Here is a 14,105-nt window from a genome sequence, read left to right as displayed (position 1 = left end):
ACATGTCCTGTTCGTGATGCGCGACGACCGGGATTCAGCCGCGGACCGTCACCCGGATCGCAGGGGATTGGGCAACCGCGTCCAGAGATCCCCCGGGTGCCCCGGCGACAGCCGCATCAGCGTCAACGCCTTCGCGGGCCACGGCTCCTCGCGCAGCGCCCGCGCGTCCGGTGAGTCCGGCAGGTCCCGTACGGCCGTCTCCAGGGCCCTTCGCAGGGCCGCGGCCGAGCCGGCCGTCCCCGCCAGCGCGCCCGCCACCAGGGAGCCGAACAGCTTGCGGCGCAGGGCCACCGGATCGTCGGTGAGGATGCGGGCGGGCAACCCGGGCGCCGTGATGCCATGGCGCGCCAGCCGGGCCGGGCTCACCCGGATGTCGGCCAGATCGCGGTAGACCAGCCGCACGGGCGCTCCCGAGGCGGAGAGCACGACCAGCAGGTTCTGGCCGTGCGCCTCCAGGGCCACACCCAGCTCCAGCAGCCGCAGGCCGACCGAGAGGGCCAGTCGCGCGAAACCGGCCAGCCAGTCGGCCGAGGCGGGCAGGTCCGTGGTGGCGAGCGCCGCCACCGGCAGCACCCGCTCGCCGGGCGCGGCGTACGTCCGGGGGGACTCGCGCCACAGCGCCGCCAGATCGGCGGAGCCCGCGGCGGCGGCGCCCAGGGTGCGGGTGACGTGCAGCAGACCGTCCGTACGGGCCGCCAGGACCTGCGCGAACTCCGACAGCGCCGCCGACGCCGCCACCGAGCCCACCGAGATGTCCCGCACCGACGAGGTCAGCCGCGCCGACAGCGCCGTCTTGACGTGCGGGCCGTCCGGCAGGGCCAGGGTGCGCAGGGACATCAGCGGGCGCGCCGCGAGCCCCGCGCCCTCGCCCGTGCGCTTGAGCACGTGCCGCGCCTGCCACGGATGCACGGGGATCAGCAGCCGCCCCCCGTCCCGCATCCCGTCCGGCCACCGACCGCTCACCAGGCACTCCGAGACCGGCACCGGCAGCAGCTCCAGCTCCACCACCGGCCGGTGCTCCGGCCCGTACGCCAACTGCTCGGCCACCGAGAAACCGGGCCGGGAGCGGCAGTTGGGGTGGAAGGGGTGCCCGTCGACCACTCGCTGCTCCCACTCCCAGTCCGCCTCGGGCCACACCTTCGGGTGCGTCGCGCCGCCCGCCGGCCGGCCGGCCCTCGACAACGCCAACGAGGCCACGCTGTGAGCGAGTTCGGACGCGAAGTCCTCGCCGTGCGGCACGGCCAGCGCCGTCGTCAGGCGCGCCGGATCGTCGTACGGCGTCCCGTCGAGGCGTACGGCGGTCACATACGCGTCGGTGGCGTACGGGTCCGCGGGCGGGCCGCTGAGCGCGCGGCCGTCGGCGAGCCGCAGGACCAGCCCGTCGCGCACCCGCTCCCCGCCGGTGATCCACGGCAGCGGCTCGTGCGCCAGGGCGCGCCACAGCCGGGTCAGCACGGACGCCCGCGCGCCGGGCAGCTCCCGCGCGTACCGGGAGACCAGTCCGGGCCGCAGGGCGGCCAACTCGTCGCCGATCTCGGTCTCGGCGCTCGGGAAACGGTGCACGATCGGCCTTTCGGTCGCGGGTCGGGCGTCACGGTAGCGCGCGCCGGGCAGACATACTGATCACATCGCACCGTGTGGACGTATGGAACGAATGGAACGCGTGGAGCCCATGCCCCCCAGCGACGAGGTCGCGGCGCGCGCCGACGCGTACGCCGCCGCGCCCCTGTTGAACTGCCTGATCCGCGAGCTGGCGCAGCCCTGCGCGGATCCGGAGGGGCGGCGGGCGTACCGGCTGCCCGGCGGCCGGCTGCTGCGGGTGCGCGCCGGACGGCGTCCGGCCGGGCCCGAGGTCCACACGGCCGGCGGCTGGCGGCGCGTCGGCCACACGGAACTGGTCAAACTCGTCGCCGAGGAACTGCGCCGGCACACGGGCCGGGCCAACGACGAGCTGTCCGCCGAGATGATCGACAGCCGGGAGGCGGTGGCGGCGCTGCTCGCCGCACGCGAGCGGGCGGCACCGCCCGAGGACCCGTACATCCGCTCCGAGCAGTCCCTCGTCACCGGCCACCCCCACCACCCCGCGCCCAAGGCGCGCGGCGGCGGCCCGGTCGCCTCCTGGCTGCCCTACGCGCCCGAGGCGTACGCCCGTTTCCCGCTGGTGCTCCTCGCCGTGCGCGAGGACCAGGCCGTCGAGGACGGCGACACCTCCGCGCTCGACACGCTCGGCCAGGCGCCGCCCGGCTACCGGCTGCTGCCCGCCCACCCCTGGCAGCTGGACCTCGTGGGCGACGCCCTCGCCGGGGCGTTCGCGGACGGACGGCTGCTGCGGCTCGGCCGCACGGCGTTCGAGACACGCCCGACGGCGGCGATCCGCACCGTCCACGCCGTCGGCGCCGACCTCTTCCTGAAGTTCAGCCTCGACGTGCGGATCACCAACGACGTGCGGCGGCTGTGGCGGCACGACCTGCTGAAACTGCGCCGCACGGACGCGGCGGCGACGGCCGCCTTCGCCCGCGCCGGCGGCCCGGCGGCCTGGCTGAGCGACCGCGGCTACCGCACCGCCGCGTTCGCCTTCGAGGAACTGGCCGTGGTCGTGCGCGACGGACTGGAGCGGCACACGCTGCCCGGCACGACGGTGCTGCTGGCCGCCGCCCTGGCCGAGGGATTCGACGGCAACCCGCTGGACGGCCCGGTGGACCCGGCCCTGTGGTGGGCGGCGTACCTGCGGCAGGTGGTGCCCCCCGTCCTGGCGGCCTTCGCCGGCCACGGCGTCGTCGTCGAGGCCCATCTGCAGAACTCGCTGATCGCCGTGGACGCGTCCGGCCTGCCCGTGCAGGCGCTGTTCCGGGACGCGGAGGGCGTGAAACTGCTGCCGGAGACCGGCCGGGAGGACGGCTGGGAGCGGCTGGTGTACTGCCTGGTCGTCAACCACCTCGCCGAGATCGCCGCCGCCCTCGCCGAACGCCACCCGGGCTTCGACCCCTGGCCCGCCGTCCGCGGCGAGCTGTCCCGCCACGACCTGCCCGAGATCCCCGCCCTGCTGGCCGCGCCGGCCCTGCCCGGCAAGACCAACCTGCTGCTGCGCTGGACCGGCGCGGACGGGGCCGCCGCCCGCTACCGCCCGCTGCCCAACCCCCTGACGGGCGAGCCGGGACGTGCGGCTCCGTGACGAAGCCCTACGGCGGTGGGGCGCCCGCGCGCCGATGTGACGGAGACACATAAAAGAGGCGTCGGTGCCACGATGACTCCCGCCACTCGGATGGTTGAACCATCCGCCTCGTCGGGAGGACATGACGTGACGTTACGAAAGACCCGATCCACCGTGTCCGCGGGGGCCCGTACCCTTGCCCTCGCGGCCGCCGCGGCCGGACTCGTCGTCTCCGCGGCCGGTACTTCCTCGGCCGCGTACTCGGGGATGACGGGCGCGAAGTTCCAGCAGGTCCAGTTCGGGATGACGCGCCAGCAGGTGCTGGACATCGTCGGTCCGGGAGCGTGCGAGACGGGCGGCTTCTGGGGCACTTCCCTCCAGTGCTGGCAGAGCCAGAGCGGTGACTTCAACCCCTACGCGACCTTCGACTTCACCAGCGGCGACAAGGTCAACGGCAAAGCGCAGGAGTTCCTGTTCAAGCCCGTGGCGCCCGCGCTGACGCTCGCCAAGTTCAACTCGGTGGTCCTGAAGAGGACGACCTTGAGTCAGTTCAAGGACCTCGTGGGCGCGGCAAACTCCTGCGTCCCGTTCTGGGAGAGGTACCCCGACTACCCGTCGACCTCCACGTCGGACATCGCCTACCGGTGCTTCGCCCCCGGCTACTCGGAGATCACGGGCCGCGGTGTCGCCCAGTTCTTCTTCGACAACGGAGTGGCCTCCGACAAGGTCCAGTCCGGCCTGAGCTGACCCGGCGTTCCATCCGCGCATCCTGACGGCGGAGGGCCGCAGCGCGCCCCCCCGCCCATCCTCGAGCCCCGCCCGGGGAGGCCTTCTTCTCTGCCGTGAGACCGGCCCCCCGGGGCGGCGCAACGCCCTGACCCGGGCATAACTCCCAGTAGAGAGACAGGTCAGTTGAGACGCAGCATATCCAGATATGCGCGTATCCCGGTGACCACGGCCGTCGCTTTCGCGGTGGCCTGTGGTGTGGGTACGACGCAGGCGTACGCGAACGCGATACCACCGGGCGCGGCCAACGGGTGGTCCGCGCCGGCCGCCAAGAAGGCGGCCTCCGGGGAGAACGCCGAACCCGGCGCCAACCCGCCGGCGATCCCGCTGAAGAAGCGCGCCGAGATCCTGGGCGACGACTACCGGGCCTCCTCGGACCGGGCGTTCACCACCTCGGGTGACGGCACCGGCTTCCACGTGATGATCGCCGACGAGAAGAACGGCTATCAGTGGAAGACCGCGGCCTCGCTGTCCGAGCCCGGCTTCGACACGGACACCTGGATCGGCAACGCCTGTGTGACCGAGTCCGGCAAGTACGCCGCCGTCGCCTACGCGCCGCGCACCTTCACCAACAAGCCCGAGCTGATGAGCCGCGGCGCGTTCACCGCGCTGGTGAACCTGGACAACGGCCAGGTCCGCAAGCTGCCGTTCCAGGCCACCCTCGGCTACTTCTCGCCGGGCTGCGGCACCGGCGACAAGGCGGTGTTCTCCCAGTTCACCGACGAGGCCACGTCCAAGAAGAACGAGACGCGGCTGGTCACCACCGACGCCCGCACCGGCAAGGGCGTCAAGGCGACCGTCGCCGGCGAGGTCACCTCGGCGGTGCCCGTGGGCTCCGGCATCGTCGCCGCGCGCGGCAAGCGGATCGTGCGCATCGACGGCTCGGCCGTGAAGACCGTCGCGCCCACCCACGCGGTGCCCTTCCAGCTCCAGCCGGACTCCGACGGCGGTGTCACCTTCATCGACCGCCTCCCGGCCGACAAGAAGGGCAAGGCCGCCGACCAGGCCGCCGTCTCCCGGGTCACCCCGCAGGCGCTGCGGACGGCCGACGGCAAGGCCCGCGCCACCGAGCTGGCCCAGGGCTCGCTGACCGGCTTCGACATCACCCGCACGCCCAAGGGCGCGGTGTACGTCACGGGCCAGGCCAAGAACAAGGGCGCGCTGCCGGCCGCGGTCCGCAACCCCGGCGGCATCGCCAAGGACGCCCGGGTCACCAGCCGCGGCGCCGCCGCGCTGACCACGGGGTGGGCCGACGGCAAGGACTCGCGGATCTCGCAGAAGGACTCCTTCACCGCGCGCACCGCGCGGATCACCCTCACCTCGCTGGGCACCCGCAAGAAGACCGTGCTGGACGCCCAGCCCGGTGCCCACCTCGGCGACGCGGCCGCCCAGCGCACCGCGACCGCGACCTCGCCGGCGCTGGCCCGGCCCGCCGCCGCCTCCGCCGGCGGCGTGAGCGCGCTGGTCGCCCCCGTCGACACGGACCGCACCTGCTCGGTCCCGCGCAACGACCCGGTGAAGCAGGCCTTCCAGCCGACCCCGCGGCAGATCGAGTGGGCCGTGGACCAGGCCGTCGTCGGCGCGCTGAACAAGGGCGCGAGCCGGCCGGCGAACTGGAAGAACATGCAGATGCCGGCGTACTCGCCGCAGTCGCTGTTCCCGCTCCAGTCGCTCTCCGGCGGCAGCGGCGCGGACTGGCACATCCCGGCGCAGGTGATGCTCGGCGTCAGCGCCCAGGAGTCCAACATGTGGCAGGCGACCCGCTACGCCGTGCCCGGCGTCACGGCCAACCCGCTGGTGGCCAACTTCTACGGCGTCAAGTACTCCTCCGACGGCACCCAGACCGACCCGTGGGCCATCGACTGGTCCAAGGCCGACTGCGGTTACGGCGTCACGCAGGTCACCGACGGCATGCGGCTGGCGGGCAAGGAGAAGCCCGGCGAGACCGCCAAGTCCAAGACCCAGCAGGAGGCCATCGCCCTCGACTACGCGGCGAACATCGCCGCGGGCGTGAACATCCTGGTCGAGAAGTGGAACCAGACCCGTGGCGACGGGCTCGTCATCAACGACGGCAGCCCGAAGTACATCGAGAACTGGTTCGCCGCGCTGTGGGCCTACAACACGGGCTACCACCTGAAGTCGCAGTCGGGCAGCAACTCCGGCAAGTGGGGCCTGGGCTGGACCAACAACCCGGCCAACCCGCTGTGGAAGGAGAACCGCACCCCCTTCCTGGAGAACGCCGCCGGCGGCGACGACTACAGCCAGGCCGCGCACCCGCAGGACTGGCCGTACGAGGAGAAGGTCATCGGCTGGGCGGCACGGCCCATCTCCGCGATGTTCGCTCCCGGCGACTACCAGGCCGGATACCGGCCGGCCTGGTGGACCACCGTCGCGGACCGCACCGCCGCCAAGCCCCCGATCGGCCTCTTCTGCGACAGCAGCGACAACTGCGACGCGTCGAAGATCAGCACCGGCGCCACCAACGACACCGGCGGCGGCCCCTGCCTGCTGCCCGGTGACCCCAACGAGTCGGACCCGCTGTACCTGAAGTGCTGGTGGACCAAGCCGGCCACCTGGAAGAACTGCACCAGTTCCGCCCAGTGCGGCAACCCCATCCACCGGTTCGACACCACCTACCCCGAACAGCCGGACGCGAACTCCTACCCGCCGGTGTGCTCCACCGGGCTGCCCTCGGGCACCTACATCGTGGAGGACCTGAACGACGGGACCATCCCGGCCGGTTCCTCGGGACGGTCCTGCGGATCGATCTCGTCGGCGGGCTCGTTCGACTTCAGCTTCGGCTCCGCGTCGGCCAAGATCGACCTGCACCAGATCGGCGCGGGCTACGGCAACCACTTCTGGTTCTCGCACACCAACAAGAGCGGCACGACCGACGCCTCCCGGCTCCAGGCCACCGGCACGTGGACGCTGAACAAGTCCGACCGCGGCTGGATGCGCGTCTGGGTGCACCTGCCCGACCACGGCGCCCACACCCGCCAGGCCATGTACACGGTGTCCGGCTCCGACTCGAAGGGCGGCGCCAGCCGCGCGGTGCCGCAGCGCGTCCAGTCCAACCTGTGGGTGCAGCTCGGCGTCTTCAACTTCACCGGAACGCCCAAGGTGTCCCTGTCGAACGTGACGCAGGACGGCAAGGGCACGGAGGACGTCGCGTGGGACTCGGTCGGCTTCCAGCCGCTGTCCAAGAAGCCCACCAACCAGGTCGTGGCCATGGGCGACTCCTACTCCTCCGGAGAGGGTGCCTCGGCCAACGGCGGTGACGACTACTACCCGGAGTCCGACTACTACGACTCCAGCCAGCCCGACACCGAGGACAAGTGCCACCGCTCGAAGTACGCGTGGTCGCGCCAGGCCGTGCTGCCGGGCCAGACGCAGTCCGTCGGGGCCCTCGCGGACGGCCGCGACTCGAACATGGACTACCACTTCATCGCCTGCTCGGGCGCCCGTCACTACAACATCATCGGCAACGGCCAGAACGGTGAGCTGGGGCAGATCGCCCAGGGCTATCTCGACCAGAACACCACCCTGGTCACCCTGTCGATCGGCGGCAACGACATGCGGTTCGCCGACATCATCCAGGAGTGCATCACGGCCCTGACCGTGTGCAACGACAACTCCCTGGACGCCGTCAACCCGGACACCGGGCAGAAGATCGACGGGCAGTCGACGGGCGCGCTCGACCAGTGGGCCCCGACCTGGGCGCACAACACCGTCCGGCCCCGGCTGGCCAGCACCCTCGCCGCCATCCACGCCAAGGCGCCCAACGCCAAGATCGTGCTCATGGGCTACCCCAAGCTCCTGGAGAACGACGGCCAGTGCGTCCTCGGCATCGGCACCGAGGAGGCCCCCTGGCTGAACCAGATGGCCGACACCGTGGCCACCGAGATGAAGGGCGCGGTCGACGACGCCAACGCCCAGTACGGCGCCAACGCCGTCTTCTCCGACCCGCGCGACGAGTTCGCCGGCAAGGCCATCTGCGGTGACCCGGAGGACGTGAACGGCATCGTCCTGAGCGGCCACTCCAAGGCGGACAACCGCGACTGGGACTGGCTGCCGGGCAACGTGGCGCCGTCCATGAAGTCCTTCCACCCGAAGATCGCGGGCGCCACGCTGTACGCCCACGCCCTGGAGCACACGCTCGCGGGCAACTGACGCACCACCGCACCACCGCACCACCGCACCACCCACCTGAGGGACGGGGGCCTGAGTACGCGTACTCAGGCCCCCGTTCGCGTGCCATGGAAGAGTGAACGTCATGACGAGACGCAGGATGATCCGTGCGGCGAAGGGGACGCTCGTGTCGGCGGTGGCGGCGGGCGTCTGCCACTGGATCTGGTCCTCCCTGCGGCAGTGGGCCGAGGACGCCTCCGAGGCCGGCCAGGGGGCGATGGGCGCCGGATGGCTTCAGAGCGCGCTGGCGGGGTTCGTCGGCCTGCTGTCGATGCCGCTGCTGCTGTGGGCGGGGATGCGGCTGCTGGGGGAGCGGGGCAACCATCTGCTCGTCCTCGCCGGCGTGGTGGCGTGGTGGGTCCTGGGCGGCCATGTCGTCGAGGGGGACTCCGGGACCGCGGTCACCGCGCTGTTCCTGGCCCTGTTCGCGGTGCTCGGCGGGCTGCTCTCGACGGCGGAGGTCCGGCGCGGCTGAGCGGCCCGGCACACCCGTCGCGGTGACGCCGCTCTTCCCTCTCTCTCGCCCCCCGCTCGGTTCTGGCCATTCCTATGCGCCTCGGTGCACCGCTTATGCACGCCACCGGTCGAATCGTGGTCTCGCCGTGATCGAAGGGCTGAACTGTTCCTGACTCCAGTCGACTGTACGGCGGATTCATGGAGGCGGTTCGATGACGACACCCCTGGCCGACTATGCGAAGTTCGCTGGCAAGCGAGTCGCGATCGTCGAGCACATGCAGAACCACCCCTTCGTCCTGGGCCTGCACCAGGCGCGCGAACACGGACTGGAGGTATGGCTGCTCACCGGCGACCGGGACTGGTACACCCACGGCCACGACTGGGACACCCATCCCCTGGCCGCGGCCCTCGACCGGGTGATCGACGTGGACACCACCGACCTGGACGCGGTGCTCGCGGCGGTCACCGACGACGACGGCCGGCCCCTGGTGGACGGACTGACGTCCTTCTCCGACTACCACACGGTGATCGCGGCGCGGGCCGCCCGGAGCCTCGGCCTGCCCGGCCCCGACCCCGAGGCCGTGGAGACCGCCAACGTCAAGGACCGGCTGCGCGTCGCGCTCGGCGACGTCCCGTACAACATCCCGCACATGCGGGTCGGCAGCCGTGACGAACTCGACGAGGCGGTCCGCAGACTCGGCTTCCCGATGATCGCCAAACCACCCGCGGAGGCCATCAGTTACGGCGTCCGGCGGGTCGACGACATGGACCAGCTGGTCGAGGCGTGGCAGGAGCTCTCCGGCATCCGGCACAGCCTGCGCGGCCAGCCGAGGTCCGGTGACGTGCTGCTCGAGTCGTACGTCGAGGGCGTCGAGGTGAGCGTCGAGACGATGACCGTGGACGGGTACACCCACGTCTTCGGCGTCACCTCCAAGGACCTGTTCGGCGACCCGGCCTACATCGAGTGCGGGCACACCTTCCCCGTGCCGCTGAGCGACGACGAGCGCGAGGCGCTGTACTCCGTGGTCCGCGGCACCCTGGAGGCCATCGGCTACCGGCACGGCCCCTGTCACACCGAGGTCCGGCGCACCGAGTCCGGATGGCGCGTCATCGAGGCCAACCCGCGCACCCCGTCCAGCTGCATGACCATGCTCGTCACCGACGTCACCGGGCGCAGCCCCATCCTGGACGCCTGGCTGCTCGCGATCGGGGAGGTGCCGCCCATCGAACCCGTCGTCCACAACGGCGGCGCCGCCGTGCGCATGATCTACCCCCAGCGGCGCGGCACCCTCAAGCGCGTCGACGGCGTCGAGGCCGCCGCCGCGGTGCCCGGCGTGCAGGTGCTGCTGCACGTGGAGAAGGGGGACAAGCTGCTGCAGCGCATGGACAACTCCTCCTGCGTCGGGTTCACCTACTGCAACGGCCCGGACCGGCTGGAGGCCCAGGCGCTCGCCGACAAGGCGGCCGCGTACCTGGACTTCGTCGTCGAGGAGGACGAGGCCGACGAGGACGCGCGGTCGTGAGCGAAGCCGCCGAGGTGGTGCCGGTCCCGGACGCCGCCGCCCTGACCGACGCCGGCTGGGCCGAACTCGTCGGCCCCGAGGACTTCTTCCAGACGCCCCGCTGGCTGGCCGTCCAGGAACGCAACTCCGGCACCAGCATGGACTTCCTGATCCGCCGCCGCGCGGGCCGGCCCGTCGCTGCGCTGGTGACCGCGTGGGCGGACGACTCGGTGCCGTGGCTGCTGGCCCGGCCCGACGCGATGCTCGCCCGCGCCGTCCAGGACGAGGTGCCCGAGGCGGCGGCCTTCCTGGCCGGCGTCGCCCAGGGCGATCCGGCGTCGCTGCTGCCGTCCCTGGTGTGCGGCGGCCGCCACCTGGGCCGCACCCGCCCGCTGGCCGCGCCCGACGCCCTGCCCTCGGACGTGGAGGCGCTGGTGGCGGAGGCGGAACGGCTCGCCGGCGAACGGGAGGCGGCCTCGGTCTGCTTCCCGCACGTCGACGAACGCGACACCGCCCTGGTGGAACTGCTGCGCCGCCGCGGCTACGCCTCCCACCCGTCCGCGCACTACGCCTGGCTGCCCATCCCGCCCGGCGGCTTCGAGCAGTTCCTGGCCGAGATGTCCAAGCACCGGCGCCGCCGCGTACGCCTGGAGCGCCGCGCCCTGGACGAGGCGAAGATCGAGGTGAGCATCGAGCCCGTCACCCCCGAACTGGTGCCCAGGCTCGGCGAACTCGACTGCAACCTGCTGCGCAAGTACGGCAACCCGGCCAGCCCCGAGCACTCGGCCGCCCTGATCGCCTGGATCGGCGAGGTCATGGGCGACGACGTGATGGTCTCCGTCGCCCGCAAGGACGGCGTCCCCATCGGCTTCGGCATGGTGCTGCGCTCCCGGGCCCGGGGCAGGGAGGAGTGGTTCGGCCACCGCGCGGGCTTCGACTACGACGCCCAGGGCAAGCTGCCGCTCTACTACGACGTCCTGTACTACCGCGTCCTGGAGGCGGCGGCCGAACAGGGCGTGAGCGTGCTGCACGCCGGGATCGGCAGCGTCGAGGCGAAACTCGCCCGCGGCTGCCACGCCGCCCAGGAACACTCCTTCGTCCTCCCTCTCGAAAGGGCCCCACGATGACCGCCCCGGCACAACGACTCGGAGCCGGCTGGGACGCGGGGGTCGGGGCGCTGGTCAACCCCTCCGACCGGCGCGGCGGAACCCTCAGGCTGGTCTCCTCCGCCGACGTGGACTCCCTCGACCCGGCGCGCACCTACTACGTGTGGGTCTGGCTGCTCCAGCGGATGCTCAACCGCACCCTCATGGCCTACCCGACCGACCCCGGACCCGCCGGCCTCGTCCCGGCGCCCGACCTGGCCACCGGCCCGGGCGAGGTCGGCGACGGCGGCCGGACCTGGACGTACCGGCTGCGCCCCGGGCTGCGCTACGACGACGGCACGCCGATCACCGCGCACGACGTACGCCACGCCGTCCAGCGGGTGTTCGCCCAGGACGTGCTGCCCGGCGGCCCCACCTACCTGGTCCCGCTCCTCGACGACCCGGACCGGCCCTACCCGGGCCCCTACCGGACCGAGCAGCCGCTGCGCTCCGTCGTCGTGCCCGACGACCACACCATCGTCTTCCACCTGAACCGGCCGTTCTCCGACTTCGACCACCTGATGGCCCAGCCGTGCGCCGCGCCGGTGCCGCGGCACGCCGACACCGGCGCCGACTACGGCGCGGCCCCGCTCTCCAGCGGCCCCTACCGGGTCGCCGCGCACCGGCCGGGCGCCTTCCTGCACCTGGAGCGCAACCCGCACTGGGACCGGGCCACGGACCCGATCCGGCCCGCGCTGCCCGACCGGGTGGAAGTGACCATCGGCGTGGACGTCGACGACCTCGACACCCGGCTGATCGCGGGCGAGTTCGACATCAACCTGGAAGGCAGGGGACTGCAGCACGCGGCCCAGGGGCCGGCCACCACCGACCCGGCGCTGCGCTCCTGCACGGACAACCCGCGCACGAGCTTCCTGCACTTCGTCGCCATCCAGCCGCACATCCCGCCCTTCGGCGACGTGCACGCCCGCCGCGCCGTGCACTACGCCGCGGACAAGATCCTGCTCCAGCAGGCCCGCGGCGGACCCGTCACCGGCGGCGACCTGACCACCGCGCTGTTCCCGCCCCGGCTGCCGGCCCACCAGAAGCTGGACCCGTACCCCACCGGACCGGACCTGCGCGGCGACCTCGACGCGGCGCGGGCCGAACTCGCCGCCGCCGGCCTGCCCGACGGCTTCGAGGCGGTCATCGGCACCCAGCGCGGCAAGTTCCGGCTGGTCGCCGACGCGGTCGCGGAGTCGGTGGCCCGGGTCGGCATCCGGCTGACGGTCAAGGAACTCGACGTCGCCACGTACTTCAGCCTCGGCGCCGGCCACCCGGACACCATCCGCGAGCACGGTCTCGGGCTGATCGTCACCGACTGGGGCGCCGACTTCCCCACCGAGTACGGTTTCCTCGCCCCGCTCGTGGACGGCCGCCAGATCAAACCGGGCGGCGGCAACTGGAACATCCCCGAACTCGACGACCCGTACGTCAACGACCTGATCGACCGGACCCTGCACACCACCGACCCCGACGAACGCGCCCGGCAGTGGCAGGCCGTCGAGCGCCGGGTCATGGAGCACGCCGTCCTGCTGCCCCTGGTGCACGACAAGACCCTCCACTTCCGCAATCCCTGGGTCACCAACGTCTATGTCCACCCCGCCTTCGGCCTGTACGACGTCCAGGCGATGGGCCTCGCGCAGGACGCGCCGGGCGGCTCCGACTCGTAAGGGAAATCGCATGACCGACACCTCGCGTGCCCCCGGGCACCTCCCGCGCGACCTGGAGTTCGTCCCGCTGAGGGCGAACGACGACGAAACCGTGGGCCAGTGGCTGGAGTTGCTGGCGCAGCCCTCCGAAGGACCCTCGTGGTCGGCGCCGCCGTGCAACGTCGACCTGGTCGGCTCGCTGCGCTTCGCCCCGCCCGCCACCGCGCTGGAGGACTGGGTGGTGTGCGCCGGCGGCACGGTGGCCGGCGCCCTGCGCCTGGCGCTCGTCGAGGGCGCGCCGAACGCCCGGGTGGACCAGCTGGTCGTCCACCCCCGGCTGCGCCGGCGGGGCATCGGGCGCGCCCTGTTCGGCCACGCGCTCGAACTGGCCCGCAAGCACGGGCGGTCACAGCTGACCGGGACCGTCGTCGAGGGCCTGCCGGACGGACCCGGGGCGGACCCCGGCCCGGCCGCCTTCGCCGCGGCCGTCGGCGCGGCGCGCGCCGACGGCCCGGGAGGCGTGCACCAGTGGCTGGACCTGGACCGGCACGACCCGCTGGCCGGCGGCGTCCCCGCGACACCCCAGGGGTACTCCCTCGTCACCTGGGGCACCGTCACGCCCGACGCGTACGCGCTCCAGGTGTCCGCGCTGGAGCTCTCGCTCGGCGACGCCCCCGCGGACGTCGCCGACCAGGAGGTGCGCACCAGCTACGCCCGCCAGTTCGAGCGGATGCGCGTGGGCCGGGGCCGCCGCGCCTACCACACGGGCGTCGTCCACGAGGGCGACGGCCGGCTGGCCGGCTACACCAGCGTGTCGAAGACCGCCGGGAACCCGGAGTACGCGCTCCAGGGCATGACCGTCGTGCACCGCGACCACCGCGGCCACCGCCTGGGCCTGCTGCTCAAGCTGGCCAACCTGGAGTACGTGCTGCGCCACGAGCCGGCCGTACGGCTGGTGGAGACGGCGAACGACGAGACCAACCACGCGATGATCGCGGTCAACGCGGCGATGGGCTTCGAGCCCCGCGAACGCTGGGTGACCTGGACCGCCCCGGCCGACCCGGCCGGGATCTGAACGAAGACGCCCCCGGGGCGGGGGGGGGGGGGGCCCCCCCCGCCCCCCGGGGGGGGGGGGGGGGCCCCCCCCCCGGGGGGGGGGGGGGGGGCCGGTCCCCCGGCCCCGGGGCGGGGGGCGCGCCCCCGCCCCGCGGGGTGCCCCCGCCACCCG

At 72.9% G+C, this 14,105-nt stretch carries 9 protein-coding genes; 8 read left to right on the top strand and 1 reads right to left on the bottom strand.

The genetic code is table 11. The features are described from left to right. Positions 1 to 48 precede the first annotated feature (48 nt). Positions 49 to 1,563, bottom strand: coding sequence for an IucA/IucC family protein (locus ACH5A8_RS07620; RefSeq protein WP_398999033.1), 1,515 nt, complete (start codon positions 1,561 to 1,563; stop codon positions 49 to 51). A 91-nt stretch (positions 1,564 to 1,654) separates the two neighbouring features. On the opposite strand from ACH5A8_RS07620, the gene ACH5A8_RS07615 reads away from it, so the two are divergent. The 8 genes from ACH5A8_RS07615 (at position 1,655) to ACH5A8_RS07580 (ending at position 13,952) form a co-directional block, all read left to right on the top strand. After that, positions 1,655 to 3,172 carry an IucA/IucC family protein gene (locus ACH5A8_RS07615; protein ID WP_398999780.1) on the top strand — a complete coding sequence of 506 codons (1,518 nt, stop codon included), beginning with the start codon at positions 1,655 to 1,657 and terminating at the stop codon, positions 3,170 to 3,172. 126 nt (positions 3,173 to 3,298) lie between these two features. Continuing rightward, positions 3,299 to 3,898, top strand: coding sequence for a BLIP family protein (locus ACH5A8_RS07610; protein WP_398999031.1), 600 nt, complete (start codon positions 3,299 to 3,301; stop codon positions 3,896 to 3,898). Positions 3,899 to 4,135: 237 nt separating this feature from the next. Continuing rightward, on the top strand, positions 4,136 to 8,107 hold the full coding sequence (locus ACH5A8_RS07605) for a NocE (protein ID WP_398999029.1): 3,972 nt from the start codon (positions 4,136 to 4,138) through the stop codon (positions 8,105 to 8,107). A gap of 103 nt (positions 8,108 to 8,210) precedes the next feature. After that, positions 8,211 to 8,600, top strand: a complete 390-nt coding sequence (locus ACH5A8_RS07600) for a hypothetical protein (protein WP_398999027.1) — start codon at positions 8,211 to 8,213, stop codon at positions 8,598 to 8,600. A 193-nt stretch (positions 8,601 to 8,793) separates the two neighbouring features. Then, entirely contained in the window at positions 8,794 to 10,104 is a 1,311-nt protein-coding gene (locus ACH5A8_RS07595) for an ATP-grasp domain-containing protein (RefSeq protein WP_398999025.1), read from the top strand. After that, positions 10,101 to 11,210, top strand: a complete 1,110-nt coding sequence (locus tag ACH5A8_RS07590) for a GNAT family N-acetyltransferase (protein ID WP_398999023.1) — start codon at positions 10,101 to 10,103, stop codon at positions 11,208 to 11,210. The genes ACH5A8_RS07595 and ACH5A8_RS07590 overlap by 4 nt, the downstream gene beginning before the upstream one ends. Continuing rightward, on the top strand, positions 11,207 to 12,898 hold the full coding sequence (locus tag ACH5A8_RS07585) for an ABC transporter substrate-binding protein (RefSeq protein ID WP_398999022.1): 1,692 nt from the start codon (positions 11,207 to 11,209) through the stop codon (positions 12,896 to 12,898). The genes ACH5A8_RS07590 and ACH5A8_RS07585 overlap by 4 nt, the downstream gene beginning before the upstream one ends. A gap of 10 nt (positions 12,899 to 12,908) precedes the next feature. Next, positions 12,909 to 13,952, top strand: coding sequence for a GNAT family N-acetyltransferase (locus tag ACH5A8_RS07580; RefSeq protein WP_398999020.1), 1,044 nt, complete (start codon positions 12,909 to 12,911; stop codon positions 13,950 to 13,952). Positions 13,953 to 14,105: the final 153 nt, after the last annotated feature.

The sequence above is a fragment of the Streptomyces sp. NPDC018610 genome, assembly GCF_044391765.1.
Taxonomy (GTDB): Bacteria; Actinomycetota; Actinomycetes; order Streptomycetales; family Streptomycetaceae; genus Streptomyces.
The sequence above is the reverse complement of the archived record's forward strand: the minus strand, read 5'-3'. Positions and strand labels throughout refer to the sequence as shown.

Bases quoted from the DNA above. Each gene is read 5' to 3' on its own strand.
- ACH5A8_RS07600 (WP_398999027.1), top strand. From the start codon at position 8,211: ATGACGAGACGCAGGATGATCCGTGCGGCGAAGGGGACGCTCGTGTCG.
- ACH5A8_RS07585 (WP_398999022.1), top strand. From the start codon at position 11,207: ATGACCGCCCCGGCACAACGACTCGGAGCCGGCTGGGACGCGGGGGTC.
- ACH5A8_RS07580 (WP_398999020.1), top strand. From the start codon at position 12,909: ATGACCGACACCTCGCGTGCCCCCGGGCACCTCCCGCGCGACCTGGAG.
- ACH5A8_RS07615 (WP_398999780.1), top strand. From the start codon at position 1,655: ATGGAACGCGTGGAGCCCATGCCCCCCAGCGACGAGGTCGCGGCGCGC.
- ACH5A8_RS07595 (WP_398999025.1), top strand. From the start codon at position 8,794: ATGACGACACCCCTGGCCGACTATGCGAAGTTCGCTGGCAAGCGAGTC.